General features: G+C 38.7%; 17 protein-coding genes. 11 read left to right on the top strand and 6 right to left on the bottom strand.

Annotation, left to right across the window (positions count from 1 at the left end; genetic code table 11):
- The first annotated feature begins 50 nt into the window (after positions 1-50).
- From AC1M9N_RS08075 to AC1M9N_RS08065, 3 genes are all read left to right on the top strand, one after another.
- Positions 51-188: a hypothetical protein gene (locus AC1M9N_RS08075; protein WP_179998737.1), complete on the top strand. Its 138-nt coding sequence runs from the start codon at positions 51-53 to the stop codon at positions 186-188.
- A 553-nt stretch (positions 189-741) separates the two neighbouring features.
- Positions 742-1,707 carry an RluA family pseudouridine synthase gene (locus tag AC1M9N_RS08070; protein WP_035264199.1) on the top strand — a complete coding sequence of 322 codons (966 nt, stop codon included), beginning with the start codon at positions 742-744 and terminating at the stop codon, positions 1,705-1,707.
- A 126-nt stretch (positions 1,708-1,833) separates the two neighbouring features.
- The gene (locus AC1M9N_RS08065; RefSeq protein ID WP_481954567.1) at positions 1,834-2,502 is read left to right on the top strand and encodes an HAD family hydrolase; all 669 of its coding nucleotides are present in this window, start codon (positions 1,834-1,836) and stop codon (positions 2,500-2,502) included.
- 43 nt (positions 2,503-2,545) lie between these two features.
- Here AC1M9N_RS08065 and hcaR read toward each other — a convergent pair whose 3' ends face one another.
- Positions 2,546-3,451, bottom strand: a complete 906-nt coding sequence (hcaR, locus tag AC1M9N_RS08060; protein WP_092766703.1) for a DNA-binding transcriptional regulator HcaR — start codon at positions 3,449-3,451, stop codon at positions 2,546-2,548.
- Positions 3,452-4,132: 681 nt separating this feature from the next.
- Between hcaR and AC1M9N_RS08055 the strand changes: the two genes are divergently transcribed.
- Positions 4,133-5,254 carry an MBL fold metallo-hydrolase gene (locus AC1M9N_RS08055; protein WP_092766704.1) on the top strand — a complete coding sequence of 374 codons (1,122 nt, stop codon included), beginning with the start codon at positions 4,133-4,135 and terminating at the stop codon, positions 5,252-5,254.
- A 46-nt stretch (positions 5,255-5,300) separates the two neighbouring features.
- Here the strand turns inward: AC1M9N_RS08055 and AC1M9N_RS08050 are convergent, their stop codons facing one another.
- Both AC1M9N_RS08050 and AC1M9N_RS08045 read right to left on the bottom strand, forming a co-directional pair.
- Entirely contained in the window at positions 5,301-6,821 is a 1,521-nt protein-coding gene (locus AC1M9N_RS08050; RefSeq protein ID WP_035264193.1) for a catalase, read from the bottom strand.
- Between the two features lie 426 nt (positions 6,822-7,247).
- Positions 7,248-9,485: a fatty acid desaturase gene (locus tag AC1M9N_RS08045; protein WP_481954566.1), complete on the bottom strand. Its 2,238-nt coding sequence runs from the start codon at positions 9,483-9,485 to the stop codon at positions 7,248-7,250.
- 109 nt (positions 9,486-9,594) lie between these two features.
- On the opposite strand from AC1M9N_RS08045, the gene AC1M9N_RS08040 reads away from it, so the two are divergent.
- From AC1M9N_RS08040 to AC1M9N_RS08015, 6 genes are all read left to right on the top strand, one after another.
- Complete coding sequence (locus AC1M9N_RS08040; protein ID WP_481954565.1) at positions 9,595-10,611, top strand: AraC family transcriptional regulator; 1,017 nt, start codon at positions 9,595-9,597, stop codon at positions 10,609-10,611.
- 151 nt (positions 10,612-10,762) lie between these two features.
- Positions 10,763-12,412, top strand: a complete 1,650-nt coding sequence (locus tag AC1M9N_RS08035; protein ID WP_481954564.1) for an acyl-CoA dehydrogenase family protein — start codon at positions 10,763-10,765, stop codon at positions 12,410-12,412.
- A gap of 207 nt (positions 12,413-12,619) precedes the next feature.
- Positions 12,620-13,789, top strand: coding sequence for an efflux RND transporter periplasmic adaptor subunit (locus AC1M9N_RS08030; RefSeq protein ID WP_481610076.1), 1,170 nt, complete (start codon positions 12,620-12,622; stop codon positions 13,787-13,789).
- Positions 13,789-15,702 (top strand): ABC transporter permease, encoded by a 1,914-nt coding sequence (locus AC1M9N_RS08025; RefSeq protein WP_481610077.1) that lies wholly within the window; start codon positions 13,789-13,791, stop codon positions 15,700-15,702. Before AC1M9N_RS08030 ends, AC1M9N_RS08025 begins: the two co-directional genes overlap by 1 nt.
- A 321-nt stretch (positions 15,703-16,023) precedes the next feature.
- Positions 16,024-17,583 (top strand): MoaF-related domain-containing protein, encoded by a 1,560-nt coding sequence (locus tag AC1M9N_RS08020; protein WP_481954563.1) that lies wholly within the window; start codon positions 16,024-16,026, stop codon positions 17,581-17,583.
- A 217-nt stretch (positions 17,584-17,800) separates the two neighbouring features.
- Complete coding sequence (locus AC1M9N_RS08015; protein ID WP_481610079.1) at positions 17,801-17,986, top strand: DUF7230 family protein; 186 nt, start codon at positions 17,801-17,803, stop codon at positions 17,984-17,986.
- Positions 17,987-17,989: 3 nt separating this feature from the next.
- Here AC1M9N_RS08015 and AC1M9N_RS08010 read toward each other — a convergent pair whose 3' ends face one another.
- From AC1M9N_RS08010 to AC1M9N_RS08000, 3 genes are all read right to left on the bottom strand, one after another.
- Positions 17,990-18,184 (bottom strand): hypothetical protein, encoded by a 195-nt coding sequence (locus tag AC1M9N_RS08010; protein ID WP_481610080.1) that lies wholly within the window; start codon positions 18,182-18,184, stop codon positions 17,990-17,992.
- A gap of 68 nt (positions 18,185-18,252) precedes the next feature.
- On the bottom strand, positions 18,253-20,547 hold the full coding sequence (gene ptsP, locus AC1M9N_RS08005) for a phosphoenolpyruvate--protein phosphotransferase (protein ID WP_481587333.1): 2,295 nt from the start codon (positions 20,545-20,547) through the stop codon (positions 18,253-18,255).
- Between the two features lie 98 nt (positions 20,548-20,645).
- Positions 20,646-21,116 carry an RNA pyrophosphohydrolase gene (locus AC1M9N_RS08000; RefSeq protein ID WP_035264177.1) on the bottom strand — a complete coding sequence of 157 codons (471 nt, stop codon included), beginning with the start codon at positions 21,114-21,116 and terminating at the stop codon, positions 20,646-20,648.
- Between the two features lie 183 nt (positions 21,117-21,299).
- Between AC1M9N_RS08000 and AC1M9N_RS07995 the strand changes: the two genes are divergently transcribed.
- Positions 21,300-21,950 carry an HAD family hydrolase gene (locus AC1M9N_RS07995; RefSeq protein WP_035264175.1) on the top strand — a complete coding sequence of 217 codons (651 nt, stop codon included), beginning with the start codon at positions 21,300-21,302 and terminating at the stop codon, positions 21,948-21,950.
- Positions 21,951-22,109 lie beyond the last annotated feature (159 nt).

Here is a 22,109-nt window from a genome sequence, read left to right as displayed (position 1 = left end):
GTGATACACAAGCAAAAACATCGCGATTTACGTAGCGAACATCAACCCGCATGGATCAATTCCTAGATCACCATAATCAGTTTGATCTAAGTGTATTACCGGCCTTTATTGATGGGCTTCGGTATTTTGATTCACGTATTGATGATGGCAATACGGCTTTAATCCTGTCACTGATTAAAGAAGCCTGAACATTCACTGGCGGACTAACGGTGCATTGGATGTTCGTTACTTTCACTGTCACATTGCTCGAAGATCATCTCTTCAATTTTTTGATAGAGTGTCTTGATACGGAATTATCGTCGTATCTTTACAAATTGTGCAGATCCAATGCATCTAACGTTATAGCCTGAATGAGAAATCAGGTTGCGACTATTCTGATGTGTATCAGTTAACGTTTAAAAACCAACATAATTGTTGGCGACATATTTTTTTAAACAAACTGATTTATGTGCAAAAGCACAATTAAACGCAACAGTTTGTCTTTTTGCCGATATAATAAGCCTTCGGCGTTGGCATATTCTTTTGGGACCATTCCGAGTTTATGCTAAACAAAAATTTAGTTTGAATTTCAAAATTTTGAAATCTCTAAACAAATGTTCACTTACGGCGGTATCCGTGCGCTGACTATAGCAAACCTTAGATCATCTGCCTATGGGCTACACAGACATTTCTAGTCAATTGGGTAGTCTAAATGATCAGTTTTTAATCGAATTTAGTATTTTTTTAGGTCAACGTAACTGTATGAATTCTACGCAAGAATGGCAAAGCGTCACTTGGTTTGAAGTGGATGAGCACCAATTGGGGCAACGCATCGACAATTTTCTATTCGCTCGTCTTAAAGGAGTACCGAAAAGTCGAATCTATCGTTTAATTCGTGAAGGTCAGGTGCGGGTCAACAAAAAGCGTGTGAAAGCGGAAACCAAATTAAATATTGGTGATCAAATCCGTGTTGCACCGATTCGTTATGAACAAAAAGATGAATCTCAAGCTCCAGTATCAGACAAAGTCGCGCAGGGCTTGTTAAGCCGTGTGGTTTATGAAGATGAAGGTCTTTTAGTGGTGAACAAACCTTCTGGGATTGCGGTGCACGGTGGAAGTGGTGTGGCGTATGGCTTAATTGAAGGCTTACGCGCAGCGACAGGGAAAAAATATTTAGAACTGATCCATCGTATTGACCGAGATACTTCAGGCTTGGTGATGATTTCTAAAAAGCGTAGCGTATTAAAAACACTTCAAGATATGCTTCGTGAACACAAGATTCAAAAAACTTATGCTGCTGTGGTGAAAGGCCAAGTAACACTAGATTCCCAATTAATCGATGCACCATTACATCGCTATGAGTTAGCCAATGGTGAACGTCGAGTGCGTGTATCTAAAGAAGGAAAGCCTTCAAAAACCCAATGGAAGGTAGCAGAACGCTTTATGCATGCATCACTCGTGTATGCATCACCGCTTTCTGGTCGTACACATCAAATTCGCGTACATGGACTCAGTATTGGTCATCCCTTGGTGGGTGATGAAAAGTACGGGCATGAGACGGAATATCGTGGACCTAAACCACGTCGTTTATGTTTACACGCAATGCGCTTAGAGATTCCTGGATATCCAGTAATTGAAGCACCATTGCCTGAGGATATGCAAAGCCTGGTTGCACAACTTCGCGCACAAAAAGCGGATAAACCTGTAGTGCAGTCTCAACAAGACTGATTGCGTCTCAGTGGTTGTGTAAGGATTGAATCATTGTGTCATGACGAGGTCATGCAACGATGAGATCTTAATATGTCAATATGATATTTAAATGGCATCTACCCGATCAAAATTAGGATACAAAATATGACATCAGCGGTAAAACTCATTATTTTTGATTGGGATGGCACCTTATTTGATTCAGTGGGTCAAATTGTTGAAAGTTTAAAATTTGCCGCCAAACAATTTAATCAACCTTTGACTGATGAGGATGCTAAAAGCATTATTGGCTTAGGATTACCTGAAGTAGCGCAGGTTTTATTTCCTCAGGTTCCTGATTTACACGAGGCAATTTTACAGTCTTATTCAGCGCATTATGTTGAGCACTCGAAACATGATCGTTGGTTTGATGGTGTGGCTGAAATGTTGCATGATCTCAAAGAGTCAGGTATTCATTTGGCTGTTGCGACAGGAAAAAGTCGTAAGGGGCTAGATCGAGTACTGGGGCAAACTCAGAGTGTGAGTTTGTTTTCAGCGACACGTGCAGCCAGTGAAACAAAATCAAAACCAGATCCGTTGATGTTGGCTGAAATTTTAGCCGAAACTGGTTTTAATGCAGATCAAGCGATAATGGTAGGAGATACTTCATACGATCTTGAAATGGCATTGAATATTCGTATGCCAAGTATAGGGGTGACGTATGGCGTTCATGTACCTGAGGTACTACAGCAATATCATCCACTTGCGGTCGTGGATTCCATTGATGAATTACATCAACTTTTAAAAAATTTGATTAATCAGTCAGTTGCTTGCTAAATCACATCGATAAAAAACCCGCTCAATTCAGCGGGTTTTTTATTCACGTTGAACTTTGATTAAAGTCTAAATAAAAGACTTTTGAAAGTAACTCCATAAATTTTTGCACAGCAATACCAGTGGCATTCTTGCGATAACTTACAAAGAGATCAAGCGAAGGTAGCTCTACATCGAGTGGACGAGTCACACTATTTTCCAAGAGAAGTGGCATAATATAGCCAGGAAGAATCGTACACCCTAAGCCAATACCAATAGAGTTAATGTTAAACAAGATATTGTCAGCTTTTTGAACAATTTTAAAAGAAACGCCATTTTGTTCAGCAAAGCCTAAAATGGTGTCATGCAGGGTCTTAGATTGCTCATCTGAAGGGATCACAAAATCAATGCCATCAAGCGCTTTTACAGGAATACGATCGTACTTTGCCAAAGGGTGATCTTTAGGCAGAATAAAAACTAAAGGCTCACGGAGTACAAAGCGACTCTCGATCTCTTCAGAATCTAAACGTTGACGAGTAAAAGTAATGTCCAATTCACCTTTCTTTATGCCTTTGAATTGCTCAATATTATTTAAGCTTTGTAATTCAATTTTTAATTCGGGATTTTGAACACGTAAGTTAGGTAATACATAAGGAAAGATTTTCATTTCTGCAACTGGCACAAAACCAATGCGTAGCATTTTTTGTTTTGCTTTAGACACTTGGCGCGCCATATTAATTGCTTTTTCTGCTTGAGCAATGGTGAGTCTCGCCTGTTCCAGAAACACAGCGCCTTCTTCGGTCAATTCAACTTTTCGTTTGGTTCGATTTAGTAAACGCACACCAACATCTTCTTCTAAATCTTTGATTTGTTGGCTGAGTGAAGGCTGTGCTGTGTAGAGCTTAAGTGCAGCTTTGCTAAAATTAAGCTCTTCTGCAACTGTAATAAAATAGCGCAAATGCCGTAATTCCATATAGCCTTCCAGAGAATAATCTAAAAAATGTCTTAATGTTGCTAAAGATGAGTATAAGTGAAATTGATCAATAAGTAGATGTATTTTGGTATTTAGTTAGTGAATGAAGCATTTTTTTGTATTTTAAAATTTACATGCATTTAATTTCTTACTTAGATAGAAATTTTAGATTTCAAGATCGAACTCTCATCGTGAATGAGTGACTGATTTGTATAGGTTTAGAAAAGATTGTATCTATTAAAGTTGAAACCAATTGTTTCGGCTTTAAGTCTATGAAAAATAATAATGTAGAGAAAAGTACGTTGAAGCTTTGGGAGATCAGTTGTTCAGCGTTAAGTCACATCCTAAACAAAATTTAACTTCCTCTATTTAAGATTTCTGTGGGTGATTAAAAAAACATCAAAAATCAGAAAAAAACAACAAAATCATAAACAAAAAGAAAGTCTGAGTTGTATATGATGAATAATAGAGGGATGATTGGTGTTCTATTTCACAATTTATTGATGAAATTATAACCACTTCATGGGAATTGAGATTGATGTTGTCTTAAATGAAACACGAACAGTGTATCTTTTAAAAACATAATTTAAAAATGCGAATAGATGATGAACATAATCTATTTATATAACTGAATAATCAACTATTTCAAAATCGCTTCGGTTTAAGGTGCTTACATTTATTATGTCTAATTTGACTGATATTCCAACGACGACTTCGAGTAATCCAGAGTCTACACTTGTTGTTGGACGGAAGCCGCAAGATTCTAATCTGCACTATCAACTAAAGACTGAAGATTGTATTCGGCATGTGTGGTTTAAACCAAAACTTAAATTGGTTTCACTGGATCACCATAATGGGCAAAGATTCGTTAATCAGGAACCACGTCCTGCACAGCTCAACCAATGGAATTTATATAAATGGTTGATGGCTCGTAAAAGCTTTACCTGGCAAGGTGATTTCGCGAAAGAGCAACAGGACTTTATTCAAACCAAACGTGCTAAGCCTGAGGCTCGTCCGCATGCAGATTTAGAAGATTGGCAAGTATGGTTTGTTGGTCATGCTACGGTTTTAATTCAAATTGGTCCATATAACTTCTTAACCGACCCTGTATGGGCGGATTATGTAAGCCCAAAGCACGGGAGTGGACCGAAACGTGTTATCCCTGCAGGGATTGCACTTGAAGATTTACCACAGATTCACGCAGTATTACTCAGTCATAATCACTATGATCATATGGATTTAGCGAGTTTGAATTGGCTACATCAAAAATTTGCTATGCCGATCTATACAGGTCTAGGAAATGCAGCCTATTTGCCGAAAGCATTTCATGTGATTGAGATGGATTGGTGGCAGTCTGCCTTATTCAAAGATTTTAAAATTGTCTACACGCCTGCCCAACATGGTTCTGGTCGAGGGCTTCGTGATCAAAACCTTGCATTATGGGGTGGTTTTTCAATTTTATCTGAGCATGGTCATTGTTACTTTGCTGGTGATACAGGCTATGCACAACATTTTAAAGAGATTCACCAGCGCTTAGGTGCACCAAGGATTGCTTTACTGCCAATCGGTGCATATGAACCAAGAGTATTGATGCAATATCTACATATGAATCCTGCTGATGCATTCCAAGCACATAAAGATTTACACGCAAAACGTTCACTAGCGATTCACTATCGTACTTTTCAGTTAACAGATGAAGATCGAAATCAACCTGAGTTGGATCTGCACCAAGCGATGAAAAATGCATCTAAATTTATCAGTCCGTTTTATTGTATTCGGGAAGGTAAAAAACTAATTGTTTGAATAAAAAAAACCGCTGATAACAGCGGTTTTTTTATGGAGATATTAATTAAAGTAAGCCAGGATTTCCTTGTGCTGGGTCAGTTGCACGTGCAGCCTGTGCATCAGCTACGGTCATGCCTAATGCTTTTGCAACACCCTCGCCATATGCTGGGTCACAAGCATAGCAGTTACGAATATGACGATACTTAATGAAATCTAATGCATCGCCCATTGCTGCGGCTGTATTGTCAAATAAAGCCTGTTTTTGCTGATCATTCATGAGATTGAATAATGCGCGTGGTTGACTGAAATAGTCATTATCATCTTCGCGGTAATCCCAGAAATCTGCCGCACCAGAAATTTTTAATGGTGGCTCTTTATATTGTGGCTGTTCCTGCCATTGGCTGAAACTATTTGGTTCATAGTGTGGCAAAGCACCATAGTTACCATCAGTACGACCTTGACCATCGCGACGGTTTGAGTGAACAGGGCAACGCGGTGCATTCACTGGAATTTGATAATGGTTAACACCAACACGGTAGCGTGCAGCATCTGCATAGTTGAACAGACGTGCTTGAAGCATACGGTCAGGTGAGAAGCTGATGCCTGGCACTAAGTTACTTGGAGCAAAGGCAGCTTGTTCTACGTCTTGGAAGTAGTTTTCAGGGTTACGATTAAGTTCGAATTCACCGACTTCGATCAAAGGATAGTCCCCTTTAGGCCATACTTTGGTTAAGTCAAATGGGTGATATGGAACTTTCTCTGCATCTAACTCAGGCATGATTTGGACGTACATTTTCCATTTCGGGAAATCACCACGTTCAATCGCATCAAATAAGTCAGTTTGAGAACTTTCGCGATCTTTCGCAATAATCGCTTCAGCTTCTGCATCAGTTAAATTCTTAATGCCTTGTTGCGTGCGCATATGGAATTTAACCCAGAAGCGTTCGTTGTTGGCATTAATGAAACTGAAGGTATGGCTACCAAAACCATGCATGTGACGGTAACCATCTGGGATACCTCGGTCTGACATGACAATCGTCACTTGATGTAATGCTTCTGGAAGTAAAGTCCAAAAATCCCAGTTGTTGGTTGCACTACGTTTGTTGGTTTTAGGATCGCGTTTAACTGCTTTGTTTAAGTCAGGGAACTTACGCGCATCACGTAAGAAGAAAACTGGAGTGTTATTACCTACTAAATCCCAGTTACCTTCTTCAGTGTAGAATTTCATTGCGAAACCGCGGATATCACGTTCAGCATCTGCTGCACCACGTTCGCCAGCAACTGTAGAGAAGCGCACAAAAATATCGGTTTTTTTACCGATTTCAGAGAATAATTTAGCGCGAGTATATTGCGTAATATCATGGGTAACAGTGAAGGTACCAAATGCCCCAGAACCTTTCGCGTGCATACGACGCTCAGGAATCACTTCACGAACGAAGTTGCCTAATTTTTCATTCAGCCATAAATCTTGTGCAAGTAAAGGACCACGTGCACCTGCTGTCATACTGTTTTGGTTGTCTACTACAGGAGCACCAGCATCAGTTGTTAAGTGGGTGACAGGACATTTTTTTGAGTCATCGCTCATATTCATTCTCCATTTATAATATATGCCTTTCTTGATGGTTGGCTGAGCATTCACTTTTATAAGTTCTAGCGCCTCCAATATCAGAGACATGAACCGTTTTGTTCGATCATTCTAAAGCAACATTGTGACAAGAATGTGTGTTTTATTGAGTTTACAAATTCATCATAAATCATGATGCGTTCAATTGGAGTGTTTAATTTGTAAATAAAATTCCAATTACCCTCATATAAATTAAGGGTTTATTTGAATATTCACCAATAGAATATTTGGTTCAAGTTAAAAGGATTTAACGATGATTTACAGTAAGGTTTTGGTTGTGTAATTTTTGGATATGAATCATAAGTTTGGTTGTTTAAGTGTTTGAATCATACTGTCATGAAGCATTGCATGATTACTTCATGACGGCGATTAACTTAAGAATCTTTGTTAAACATCAAGCACAATGATTGGTGAGCGAGCCACAGTGTTGCATAGGGTAATGCGATGTTGAATAGTGGATGAATTAACTTCTAATTGAGTTTGACCTTCCAATTTAGTGCATACACAGGCTTTGCATAAACCTTGTCGACAACCGCTTGGCAGTTTTAGTCCAGCCCAACGCGCGGCTTCAAGTAAAGTGACATTCCCTTCAATATCGATACTTTTATTACTTTTTTTGAAAATCACTCGACGTGTAACACCATCAGACTCAAAACTGAGAGGAGCAGGTTTAAAATTTTCTGTGTGAAATGCTGCTGCTTTAACGCCTGCTTGAATAAGTTGTTGGCGAGCAGAATCGATTAATGCTTGAGGGGCGCAGGCATATACGTGTTGGCATTTAAAATCTCGAATATAAGGTTGGAAAATTTCAAGACTAAAACGTCCTTGTCGTAAATCAGATGTCGACTCGTTCTGAACTTTGGAGCAGATGAAGTGAACATTCAAATTCGAATGCCCCGCGATTTGACGAATCTCATTTTCAAACAAAATAGAGTTTTCATCGTGGTTAAAGTAAAACAAATGAGCTTCAGCTTTACTTTCGATACGCTGATATTTTCTTAACATACTTAAAATTGGTGTAATACCGACTCCTGCTGCGATAAAGATTAACTTCGGCGGGAGGGTGTCTAAAACAAAATCAGGTGTAGATTGTGGTGGACTTACAATCGTCACCTCTGTATTTACAGGAACATGATCATGAATATAGTGAGAAACGATGCCCGCAGGTGTACGTTTCACTGCTATTTCAAAATAGCCATCTGCGCTTTGGCTTTCATGCAATAAGCTGTATTGACGAATATAAGTTTGCCCATTTATTTCAAAGCTTAATGAAATAAATGCACCTGCCTGCCATTTTAAATGTTCCCAGCCTTGAGGCTTGCTCATTTTGAGTGTTTTGACTTGACCATTAAGCTGTATTTCGACTTGTATAACTTTTGCCGACGCATTATAGAACTGTGGCTTGTGTAAATATGTCATGGTTGAGGGTGGCTGATATTGAATTCCTCGTTTGATACGTTTTAATAATTCTTTTGGTCGAATGAGTAATTTGAAAGGGTTATTTTTTTCTTGATTACCAAAAGGTAGAGTCCTTTTAATGAGGCTGAGCGGTATCGCTGGAATCAGCTTTTCCATGGGTGAATTGTGATAAGGCAAATGATATTTTTCACAAATACTACGTACTACAGCTTTGATTTGTCTTTGACGATTACATGCTAAATCTGGAAATAAATGATGCTCAAGATGTGTATCTAATCCGCCATAAAAGATTTCAAATGGAGGTGGATTTGGATACGGGACCTCATCATCAAGGATTTTTTTGAGAAACTGATCCAGCGGTGCATATGGGATAAAATTGGTGGTACTTTTAATCTGTCGTATGAAATATTCTTCTTGCGTCTCATCAGGTCCAGGATCTGAATAAAGCTCCAAATTTTCAGCGTGATGTTCTAAGAAGAGGATATGAAGTAAAAAACCATAGCCTATCGTTGTTGTAAGATAATTTCCGATAAAAACAGGTAATTTTTTTGACCATTTTGCAGCGACTGGTGCTTCAATAAACTGTTTTTGAGCATGAGCTTTTATGAGACGAAGTGATTGAGTAAAGGTTTCTTTGGAAAGGATCTTTCGACCTTCTGTACGTGCTGCTGATGTGGCTGTATAGAGTGTGAAATAGTAGGATGGAGTGATCATCAGCGCACTGTAAATCAGTAATTGAACACTGTGATGCCCGTACCAGCTTTGACCTGCCAAGCTTCTTAAAAAGGAATACCCTAAATCATGATCTTTGCCAACGATGTTGGTAAATGGATGATGATTTTGATGATGCATGACGCGCCATTCACGAGGATCAGTCACAAAGTCCCATACCCAGCGTTCTGAATGAAACTCGGTTGCTTGGGGGAGGTGATCATAACTTCCGTGCATGATGTTATGACCGAGCTCTGAAAATTCGAGTAGGGTGTGTAAACAACCCAGAATAATGCCCCGTCCCCAAGATTCTAAACTTACACATTCACGAATAAGTTGCTCACTGCGTAATTTTATAGCCTTTGAATATGCAGCAACATTTCGAATATGATCAATATCTTGGTCGTTCATCTCGGCTTTGGTTTTTTCATATAACGCCGTGAGTTCATTGACCAGGCTTTGCTGTTCCTCAGCAAGATTGGCATACATGTTCATAAAAATTCCATTTTCTTTTTTTATGAATATAAGAGATTGAATTCACTTGTAGAATGATAATTAAACAGTTAAATTTGACATTAGATGACAAATAAAAACGCGAACAATGATGCTTAATTCATGGAAGTTTTTAAGGGAAGCGAATACAGCTCGGGTACTATGTCATGTTGCTGAAAGCTACGGTATTACTTTTGAGCAATGCCTAGAAAATACACAACTGACGAAACAGGATCTTTATCGAGAAAATTTTGAAATCCAAGAGCGAAATGAATTACAGATCATCAGAAATATTCTGAATCTAATCTCTGATGAACATCCCATTGCGCTCGAAGCTGGTCTTCGACATCACACCACCACATTAGGGGCTTGGGGATTTGCAATTTTAAGTAGTCCCAATGTCAGAGAAGCGTTGTTGATCGCGATACGATATCTAAAATTAGGCGCAATTTTTTCTGATGTGGCCTTGCAAGAAGATGGTGAATTTACTCATTTGAATTTATTCCATCATGACCTAAGTGCTGATATGCAATTATTTATTTTAGAAAGAGATATTGCCACGATCATCACACTTCAAAATGATATTCTTGGTGCTCAATTACCCTTTCAGATAGATTTAGCGATGACCAAGCCTTGCTATGCAAACCAGATAGAAGGCTTAACAGGCTATCCTATTTTTTATGATAAACCACAAAGTCGAATCACGATTCAATCTGAATTGTTGCTTACCCCATTGCGTCAAGCTGATGACTTCACTTTTATGCGTTATCAAAAAGAGTGTGAGCATGTATTTCGACGCCGAAAAAGCTTAGGGGACTATAGTAAAAAAATACGTGAGTTTTTATTAAAAAATGCATCCCAAATGCCGACGATTGAAGATATATCGATAGCTTTAGCTGTCAATATTCGTACCATTCAGCGCAATTTAGCCAATGAAGGGATTACGTTTCACCAATTGGTTAAAAATTTACGTGAGGATTTGGCAGATGATTTGTTGCTGGGTACTGATCTTACAATAGATCAAATTTCTGAACGGTTGGGTTATGCGGAAGTATCTGTATTTTCTAGAGCATTCAAGCGCTGTAAGGGTATGCCGCCCGCAAAATATCGGAAGATGATGCAACAATAGTAAGACATAATACTGAGATCATATTAAGACGTTGATAAAAATTTAATGACAATTCAGGTCATCTTTTGCACTAGATAATCTACTTTCAAAAGCTATACTCGAAAATATAAATAATCAAGTTATAGATAAAAATTCCAAAGAGGGTTCGTTTATGTCGGCATGGATGACACATCAAATACATAATCAATTTGATGAGCTTCAAGATTACAATCTATATACAACAGATCCAATCTTACAAGAAATCTTACAGCGTTATGGCAGTAGAAACTCAGTCCATTTAAGTGAGTTTGGTGCAGTCGTAGGTTGTGAAAGCTTTTATCACCATGCTGATCTTGCCAATAAACATCCTCCTATTTTAAATAGTTTTGATGCTCGAGGTAGGCGGGCAGATTTTGTTGAATTTCATCCTTCATGGCACAAATGGATGGCGTTAAATCGTAAATATGCGGTTCATGCACATCCTTTTCTAAATTTCACTCAAGAATCTGGTTGGGTGGATTGGGCAGCAAAATTCTTCCTCAGTGGTCAAGTGGAGTGTGGAAACTTATGTCCAAATTCAATGACCTTGGGCAGCATTCCATTGATTCAAAAAGAACCTGAGCTGTGGAAAAAGCTAGGAGATAAACTTTTATCCACTGAATATGATGAACGTGATTTACCAATTGCTCAGAAAAAATCGATTTGGATTGGAATGGGCATGACTGAAAAGCAGGGTGGTTCTGATGTGCGTGCTAATGAAACGACAGCTGTTCCAGTTGGGCAGTCTGGAAGAGGACAAGCTTATTTACTAACTGGGCATAAATGGTTTTTTTCAGCACCTATGTGCGATGCACATTTGGTTGTTGCTAAAACTGAGCATGATGGCTTGGCATGTTTCTTTGTTCCGCGATGGTTGGAAGATGGCACAAAAAATGCGATTCATATTCAACGACTCAAAGAGAAGGTTGGAAATCGCAGCAATTCCAGCTCTGAGGTCGAATTTAAAGAAGCTTGGGGCATTATGATGGGGGAGGCTGGACGCGGCATTCCAACGATTATTGAAATGGCGAATTATACCCGATTAACGTGTGCGGTAGGTTCAAGTGGCATTATGCGTCAGGCCCTAGTACAAAGCATTGCCTATACTCGTCAACGTCAAGCATTTGGTAAGAGACTCATTGAGCAGCCATTAATGCGGTCTGTGCTCACAGATCTTGCTTTAGAAACTGAAGCGGCAGTGCAGTTGAGTTTTCATTTGGCTCATTGTTATGAACATGACAGCGAACTTTGTTTGGCATGGAAACGTATCATGACACCAGCAGCAAAATTTTGGATCTGTAAAAGAGCAGTAGAGATGACTGGTGAAATGATGGAAGTTTTCGGTGGCAATGGCTACGTTGAACATGGCATCATGGCTCGTCTCTTTAAAGAAGCACCTGTGAACACTATTTGGGAAGGGTCAGGTAATGTCATGTGTCTCGATGTGCTTCGTGCTATTTCACGTGATCCTGAATCAATCGAGCATTTATTTAAAGATTTATTATCTACTGCAAGTCAAGACAAAATACTTAATGAAGAGTTGCAGGGACTGTTTAGATTATTTCATCAGGAACCTGATGATTTACAATTTATGGGGAGAAGCTTAGTCAGTCGTTTGGTTGTGCTCTCTCAAGCAGTATTGCTGAAACGTTATGCGCCAGATTTTATTGCCAATGCTTTTATTGCGACGCGGTATCAAAAATTTCATGGTCAGGTGGTGGGGATGCTTGATCCTAAACAAGTAGATGTGACCTCAATTTTAAATCGAGCATTTGCCGCTTAATTATTTTCCAAAACCCTTTTCTGATAGACAGCCAACACATAGATGCGGTTGGCTGTTATCGATACATAAAAATAAATAAGTACGACAGTGTGAAAAAATAGAATTCACTAGAATCGTGTCATTAAAAATTTTTAAATTTTGATCATATTAAAGTGAATAAAACATGTTGATCAAAAGTTATCTCCTCAATAAAGATTATTCGTCATTATGCACATGCAAAAAAAATCAAAAAAATTAAAGTATTTTTTGGTCTTAGTGGTATTGGTTGCTTTAGCTCTTTCTGTTTATTTCTATATTCAGTCACAAAAAAAGCAGCCAGAACCGCAGACCGTTGAAGTCACTCAAGGTGATCTAACGCAGATTGTTAAAGCCACAGGTGAAATTTATGCATCTGATATTGTCTCCGTGGGTGCGCAAGTCTCAGGTCAAATTCAAAAGCTGTATATCAAGTTAGGACAGGATGTAAAAAAAGGCCAATTAATCGCTGAAATTGACTCGACAACACAGTTGGACAAGCTCAATACCAGTAAAGCCGAACTTGAAGCTGCGAAGGCAGACTTGGCAGCGAAACGTGTCGCTTTACAAACTTTAAAACAAAACTATCAGCGTAAATTAACCTTATACAAAGCTGAAGCAGGCTCTCGTGAAGAGCTCGAACAGGCGAATAATCAGCTTAAACAAGCGATTGCAGATGTTGAGTCAAATGAATATCGGCTGAAACAATTACAGATTAATGTGAATACAGCACAAACTGAATTGGGCTACACACAGATTCGCTCTCCATTGACGGGTACCGTGGTTTCCATGCCTGTTGAAGCTGGTCAAACCATTAACTTTGCACAAACGACACCTTTGATCGCGACGATCGCCAACTTGAATAAGATGGAAATCCGAATGCAGGTCGCAGAAGGTGACTACACTAAATTAAAAGAAAACATGCCAGTTAAATTTAGCACCTTGGCAGACCCCAATGTGAAATTAGATGGTGTGATTCAAAGTATTGATCCTGCTTTAACGACCCTGACCAAAGGAACTTACGACGATAAAAATGAAAATGCGAATGCAGCAGTGTTCTACTATGCAAGAATGTTGGTGGACAACCCTGAGCGTAAACTCAGTATCGGTATGACAACCCAAAATGACATTATTGTAAATCAAAAAAAGAATGTGCTGAAAATTCCGAAAACAACGGTGATTGGATATGGATCAGATGCCATTGTTTACCTCTATCAACCTGATACAAAACCTCAACCAAGAAAAATCGTGACTGGAATTTCTGACTCAAATGATATTGAAATCAAGTCTGGTTTAAAGTTGGGTGAAAAAATTTTGGCAGAGGCACCTGACGATAGTGCGAATACATCAGGCGATACTTAATGAGTTTGATTGAACTAAAAAAAATAAATAAATTTGTAGGTCCAGAAAATAATCAACAACACATCCTAAAAGATGTCAGTCTCAGTATTGAACAGGGTGAGTTTATTTCGATTATTGGGCAATCAGGTTCAGGTAAGTCTACTTTAATGAATTTACTTGGATGTTTGGATCAAGCCTCTTCAGGACAGTTTCTGTTTCGTGGACAAGATATTTCCTTATTGAGTAATGATGAGCTTTCATCGTTACGTTTAAAAAGTTTTGGGTTTGTGTTCCAACGCTATAATTTATTGAATGCTTTATCTGCTTTAGAGAATGTCGCCTTGCCCGCGATTTATTCAAATTTGAATGCAGAAAACCGTGCAGATCGAGCACTGCAACTTTTAGCTCAGCTCGGTTTAGCTGATAAGAGTGACAATAAACCCAATGAAATGTCGGGTGGACAGCAGCAACGAGTCAGTATTGCCCGCGCGCTTATGAATGGTGGTGAGGTTATTTTAGCCGATGAACCCACAGGCGCTTTGGATTCTGAAAGTGGTGAAATGGTCTTGCAAATTTTGGAAGATCTACACCGTCAAGGGCATACGATTATTTTAGTTACTCATGATAAAAGTATTGCAGAACGTGCAGATCGTGTCATTGAAATTAAAGATGGACGCATTCTTTCGGATACGCAGCGTAAATCTTTAGGGCAAGTTTCTCCATCAAAAGTTTTTCATGCGGACATGAAATTCAGCTTTGTTTCCCAAGTGTATGAAGCGATGAAAATGTCTTTGCACTCAATTTTCGCCAATCGTTTAAGGTCATTTTTGACCATGCTAGGGATTATTATTGGCATTTGCTCAGTCACCATTGTCATTGCGATTGGTAATGGAGCAAAAGAAAAATTTTTGAATGATTGGGGGGGATTGAAAACAGCAACACTTGAGATTTATCCAGGGGGAACAGCTTTAGCTGCATCTGCCAGCCGTTTAAATATGGATGATTTAAATGCACTCAATGAGATGAAAGAAATTATCCATGTTTCTCCACATGTCAGTTTAAGTGGGAACATGATTTATCAAAATCGTAATATTGATGTGAGTGCAACAGGTGCAGATGGTTTTTATTTAAAAATTAGAAACATGAAAGTTCAATATGGTCGCTTTTTTACACAGAGCGATGTTGAACAGCGTTCCCAAATCGTAGTGATTGATAAGCAAGCTGCTGAAAAGTTATTTGGACAGCAAAAATTAGCTTTAGGTAAAACTGTGTTATTTAATAAGCGTTCTTATGAAGTTGTTGGAATCGCTGAACCTCAATATAGCTCAGGTTCTTCACAAATTTGGATGCCTTATAATGTATTGATGTCACAAATTTCAAGTAGTGATAATGTCAATCTGCTGACTGCGGTACTACATCAAAATACTGACTCAGTGAAAGCCGAAAAGAAAGTGAGGCAACTATTGATTGCTCGTCATGGTGTGGAGGATTTTGATATATATAACAGTGATGAGTCTATGAAGTCCTTTGAAAAATATTTAGGAACGATGACTTTCTTTATTTCTGCAGTAGCCTTTATTTCATTGGTCGTAGGTGGCGTTGGTGTGATGAATATCATGCTCGTTTCTGTGACCGAGCGAATTAAGGAAATTGGCTTACGAATAGCAGTTGGTGCTCGCCAAAGTGATGTGCAGGCTCAGTTTTTGATTGAATCTGCAGTTTTATGTTTAATTGGTGGCGTAATTGGTGTTGCGATCGCCTTGATCGCCAGTTTTATTTTTAATGCGATTAGCTCAGATTATAAGATGGTATTTTCATGGTCAGTTGCTATTATCGCACTGCTATTTTCAACACTGGTTGGTTTGATCTTTGGTTATATGCCCGCTAAACGTGCTGCAAACTTAAAACCAATTGAAGCTTTAGCCCATGAATAAGAAAAAATTAGAGATGGCTGTTCAGTGAGTATTGTCTGTATTAACAGGTATTCAAAGTTCAAGATACTAAAGTTAACATTTTTTATCGTGGAATTTATTGTTGCAAATCAGTCTAATATTTTAACTGGAAATTCGATTTTTTTACTTACTAAACCGTAAGTACTTCTCATCCTTCTTCTGCCTCAATAAGCTGTTAATTCGCCTTGTTACACTGCCACATCCGCAGTATGACGAGGGGGAATATGGCACTTTTGCTTTAAAGCTTATTTAAAAAATAAAGATCAATAAGAACCATAGATAAATTTATCTCATGAGGCTGATATGACAAAACTCCTAATCACTAGTTTATTTGTGACCACCATTGCTTTAAGTGGCTGTAATGATTCTAATGATAAAAGTCCAAAAGATTCATCAAATCCATCTCCACTCACTTTGCAGACTTATACTCCTGGAGAGGATGCTGTTTTTGCCGTTGCATCAACTTTAATTTCAGGAAAAAAAGATGCTATTTTGGTCGATGCTCAATTTCAGAATCAATACGCTAAAGACGTAGTAAATCTGATTAAGAAATCAGGTAAAAATTTAAAATATATTTATATTTCCCATAGTGATCCTGACTATTATTTTGGAACCAATGAAATTTTAAAAGCATTTCCAAATGCTAAGGTTGTTTCAACCGCGCAGACAGCTTATTTGATACAAGCCTCTAAAGAAGATAAGTTATCAGTTTGGCAGCCACAATTAGCAAAAGGCGATGCTCCTGAAAAGATTATTATTCCTGAAGCCTTAAATTCAGGATATATGGAATTAGATGGGCAAAAGATTCAAGTCCAACTTGATCCAGAAGATTCCGCACATGGTTTCTTATGGATTCCAAGTTTAAAAACGGCATTGGGTGGTATTTCGGTCGCTTATGGTGAGCATTTGTGGATGGCCGATACCAATGGTGTGCAAGGGATCGATCTTTGGAAGAAGCAAATTGATAAAATACTGAGTTTAAATCCTGAAAAAGTGATCCCAGGTCATTATGTAAAAAGTGACTTTTCACCTAAGCCATTGGATTGGATTAAAGGGTATTTAACGAACTTTAAAACAGCAGTTACTGAAAATCAAAGCTCGGAGGGGATTTTTGGATATATGAAAGCAAAGTATCCAGATCTTGAGTCGAGTGAAGAAGTGCTAAAAATGTCTGCACAAGTATTTGCCAAAGAAACCGATTGGAAAGTCGCATCTCCTTATCCGCCAATAGGACAAAAAATACAAGTCGATTTTACGAGTTTGAAATTTGATCTTGATGTCAAAGACCATCAGAACCTAACTTTTACAGGTGCCGGTGGCGCAGTTGGGCCAGATCTTTCTGAAGCGGTAAAATACACACCTGTTGAAATTGCTAAAAATATTTTTATGGTTTATTGGCATGAGGATAAATCAGGAGATAATGTCGTTCATATTCAAGATTATAATCGAGATGTCGTTTACACCAACATTGCTGGGAATGATGGAACAATTCATCTTAAAGGCAAAATACAGGGCGTCAAAGGTGTAATCAAGGACATCGGTTTACAACAAGCATTGAACAAACCATTCTTCGCTATTGGACAGACTTTGGTGTTAAACATCAATGGTCAAACGCGGCATCTTGAATTCAAAGACCAAGGTCTTTTAAATATCGCATCAGGACAAAATACATCTGCCAATATTGAATATGTAGCCACACAGGTTGGACCTGAGCAGTTTATGGTGTATTGGACAGATGATGGGACTAAAGAAAATGTTGTATTAGTCATCGATCAAAAGCAAAAGATCGTTTACCAAAATATCGCAATGCCAGATGGAAAATTTAATCATCATCGAGGTACATTTAGTCTTCTACCGGAATAATGATGATTTAGTCCTTTCTATGCTGTGTAAGAGCACCTTCGGGTGCTCGAGTTATTGATCAATTTAACATAGAAAAATGGCAGAGCTAATTTGAAACATTGTATACCTTCGATGTAGGTCATTGAAAAAACCATTATCAATTTGCTTGTAAAATATACAAAAAAGCGTAATATCGCTTTCCCATCTGAAGGATGGGTAAACTGAAGGCGATTAAAAAATGGCAAAGAAAAAAGCGTTGCCAGAGGTTGTGATTCACAACTTTGTGGCAAAACATATGCATGAAGTCAACAAAAGCCGAGTGTTTGTCGATCGAAAGAAAGATGCAAAACGTGGCTACAGCAAGCATAAAAAAGGGAGATATTCGAATGATTATCTCCCTTTTTTTATATGCCTAAACACGTGAAGGTTAGTCTGCTCCACCGATACTTCCACCGCAATCTATATCAACATGTGATGATAATTCGCTCATTTGGTGTTCAGAATTCATCGTTGAGCCATGACCTAGCGTATGATTTGAAATAGGTTTGTTAGGTGTTGAACTACTTTTTAATTTACTAATATATAAATGAAATAGAATTACCGAGATCGCTACGATCGACATGAAGATAAAAAAAGCCAATTGATCATGTTTGTTACTCAGCTGTATCTCTGCTTAAACGGGGATTCATATTAGGCATTTACAATACGATTCGATTTCACCATATCCGCTAAACCATGATGACGGAAATAATACTCCATCCAACTTTTCACAATGAGTGGATTACTCATTTTCACCACTTCATCCAAAAGTGTTTGCGCATCTACCATTGGAACATGACAAATTGCTTTACGGACTCTGAGAATATTGCTCGAACTCATTGAAAGCGTATTAAAGCCCATTGCCATCAGTAAAATTGCTGAGAGTGGATCGCCAGCCATTTCACCACAAATACTGACAGGTTTGTCATATTTATGACACTCTTGAACTAAGCGTTGCAATGCTCGAAGCACTGAGGGATGGAAGTGAGAATAAACACTCGATACACGTGGGTTATTACGGTCGACTGCCAACAAATATTGGATTAAATCATTCGAACCCACAGAGAAGAAATCAACTAATTCTGCAAACTCACCAATTTGAAGTAAAACACTAGGTACTTCCACCATGATGCCAATTTTAGGACGATTAATTTTAACTTGTTCTTCTTCCTGAACCGCAGCTAAGTCACGCTCAATAATATAAAGCGCTTCTTCTACTTCACTGACGCTGGTGATCATTGGCAGCAAAATATGCAAATTATTCAAACCAACACTGGCTTTTAACATCGCACGAATTTGTGAAGAGAAAATCTCAGGATGATCCAAGGTAAAACGAATCCCTCTCCATCCTAATGCTGAGTTTTCTTCTTCTATTTCGAAATAAGGTAAATCTTTATCTGCACCAATATCCAAAGTACGCATCACGACTGGTTTATTGGCAAAGTGACTAAGTTGTTGACGGTAAATCGCCCGTTGCTCTTCTTCACCCGGGAAACGATCACGCAACATAAATGGAATTTCTGAACGATAGAGTCCGACACCTTTGGCACCACGTTGTACACCACGCACGACATCAATCATTAAACCTGTATTCACAAATAAGCGTACTGCAACACCATCAGGAGTGATGGCATCTTTGGTTTCATACTGTTTAAGATCTTTGGCAATTTGTTCTTCTTCTTTTTGGATGTCACGATAACGTTGACGTAAACGGCGTGGTGGATTGATAAATACACGTCCTTGATAGGCATCAACAATCATTTCCACATCATCAAGTGTGGTTACTGGAAGCTCGGTGACCCCAACGACTGTCGGGATACCCAAAGCACGTGCCACAATCACCATATGTGAATTGGCAGCCCCTTCAGACGTCACAATCGCTGCAATCTTATCGACAGGTAGTTCAACCAATGCTGCCGTACTGATTTCCTCACCCACGATGATACTGTCATTACTCAGTTCTCGGTGACTTAAATCATCTTCTTGAAGTGCTGCTAAAATACGTCGCCCAAGGTCTTTTAGGTCTGCAACACGTTCTCGTAAATAATCGTCTTCCATTTGTGCAAAGATTGCCACATGACGATCTATAACGTGTTTAACTGCACCTTGAGCCCAGTGACCATCACGGATTAACTCTTTGATTTCAGCAGGCAGGGCATTCTCATCCAACATTCTCAAGAATACGCTAAATAATGCACGTTCCTCAGACATCAAAGAATCTTGCATTTTTTCATCAAGTGATTGAATTTCTTGGCGAACTGAATCAACCGCATGATCAAGTAATTCAAGCTCTTCACTAATATCTTCAGCTTCGCGGTCAGGTACTGAACCTAAATCTGCGGGTGGATAAAGAATAAGTGCACGACCTAATGCAATACCACCTGCACCTGATGATCCTTGAAATGTTTTATAGGTTGGAGAATTATTTGGCTTACGGAAAACATCAATATTTCCAACTGCATGCGCATGCGCGATAACGCCAGAAAGTTGCGCACAAAGTGTGACTAAAAACGATTCAGCAGCTTCGCTAAAGTCTTGTGGTTCAGTATTTTGAACCACGAGAACACCCATGACTTTTCGACGATACATGACAGGAACGCCAAGGAAAGAGTTATAAATCTCTTCACCCGTTTCTGGGAAATACGCGAAACGCTCATGCTTAAACGCATTCTCGATATTGACGATTTCCTCGCGTTGCCCAACGAGTCCGACCAAACCCTCACCCAGCTGCAGTGAGACATTGCCAATAGATTCAGCATTTAAGCCTTTGGAAGCCATCAGAACGTAACGTTGGTTACGTTCATCAAGTAAATAAATAGAGCACACATCTACATGCATTGCTTCAGAAATTTGGTTGACCATAATTTCTAACGAATCATGCAAACTGACAGACGCATTGATTTCTTGGACAATGCGCCGTAAAGAGTCTAATTGCATGTTCGACATGTAGCGGTGCTCCTCTTAAAGGGATGTAATTATGGTGATTATTCAAATAGTCGAAATAAAAATCAAACATTTAAATTCAATGTTTAATATAAATCATGCTATGGCAGATGCATACACAATTCCAACATGGCACGACGGTAAACATCTTTTTTGAAGTTCACCACTTGGCCTAGTGGATACCAATAGCTGACCCATTGCCATTGATCAAACTCTGGCGGATCATTTAAGTTCAACTGAATATGATTCGTTGACGCGACTAATTTCAATAAAAACCATTTTTGCTTTTGTCCGATACACACAGGATCAGAATCTGATCTGATGTAGCGAAGTGGCAAACGATAATGTAACCAACCTTCGGTCTGAGCAATTATTTGGACGTGCTCCGGCAATAACCCGACTTCTTCACGGAGTTCCCTGAAAAGTGCCTGTTCTGGAGTTTCACCAAATTGGATGCCTCCTTGAGGAAATTGCCAAGCATTGTGACCAATGCGTTTTGCCCATAAAACTTGTCCAATATCATTTGCCAAAATGATCCCGACATTCGGTCGGAAACCTTCTGAGTCGATCATTTGGCACCTAAAATTTATTAAATTCGTTGACTTTGGGTTCGGGGGCATCCACTCTCTATGCCCAACTCGAAAAGTTCAAAGTAATAATGTTTTAAAATTGCTATGATCTTAACGAATTTCTATCGACTAGCGGAGATAGATTTACATTTTTTTTCTTAAATTTCAGTTTGAACGAGTAATTTCATGAAATTGGCGTTGTTTGATTTAGATCACACCTTGTTAAATACCGACTCTGACCATTCTTGGGGTGAGTTTTTAGTCAATGAAGGCTTGGTTGATCCAGTTCGACATCGCGCCATGAATGACAAATTTTATGAAGACTACAAAGCAGGACAACTTGATCCAATTGCCTACAACGAATTTGTATTTGAATTTTTAACGCAACATGACAATGAGTATTTGACCGACTTACATCAGCTTTTTATGCAAAAAGTGATTCGACCTCAAATGCGTCCTGAAGGTTATAAAGCGATTCAACGTCATCAAGATGCTGGGCATCAATTAGTAGGGATTACCGCAACATCAGATTTTATTACTGCACCTATTTTTCGTGAATTTGGTATTACAGAAATTATTGCAACCAATGCAGAAGTGGTTGATGGTAAATATACGGGTAAAGTCATTAATATTCCGTGTTATCAAAAAGGTAAATTGGCACGATTAGATCAATGGCTCGAGGGACGAGACGTTACTGAATCATGGGCATATTCAGACTCCATTAACGATCGATTCTTATTGGAATATGCGGATCATGCGATTGCAGTCAATCCAGATGAGCGTCTTGAAGCATTGGCTAAAGAGCAGGGTTGGGATATCCAAGACTGGTCCATTTAAGACAGTTTTATTCTCAAAATTAAATCATTGCTAAAGCCATTGTATCAATGGCTTTTTTTCATTGATCAGCATTGAAATAACTTGAGATGAAATTCAGCATAAATTTACAGACGCTTTCATCGCTTGGTGATACCTTATGCGCAAACAACTAACTTAAAA

Source organism: Acinetobacter sp. ANC_7655, from assembly GCF_056784015.1.
This window is presented reverse-complemented; position numbering and strand designations above follow the sequence as displayed.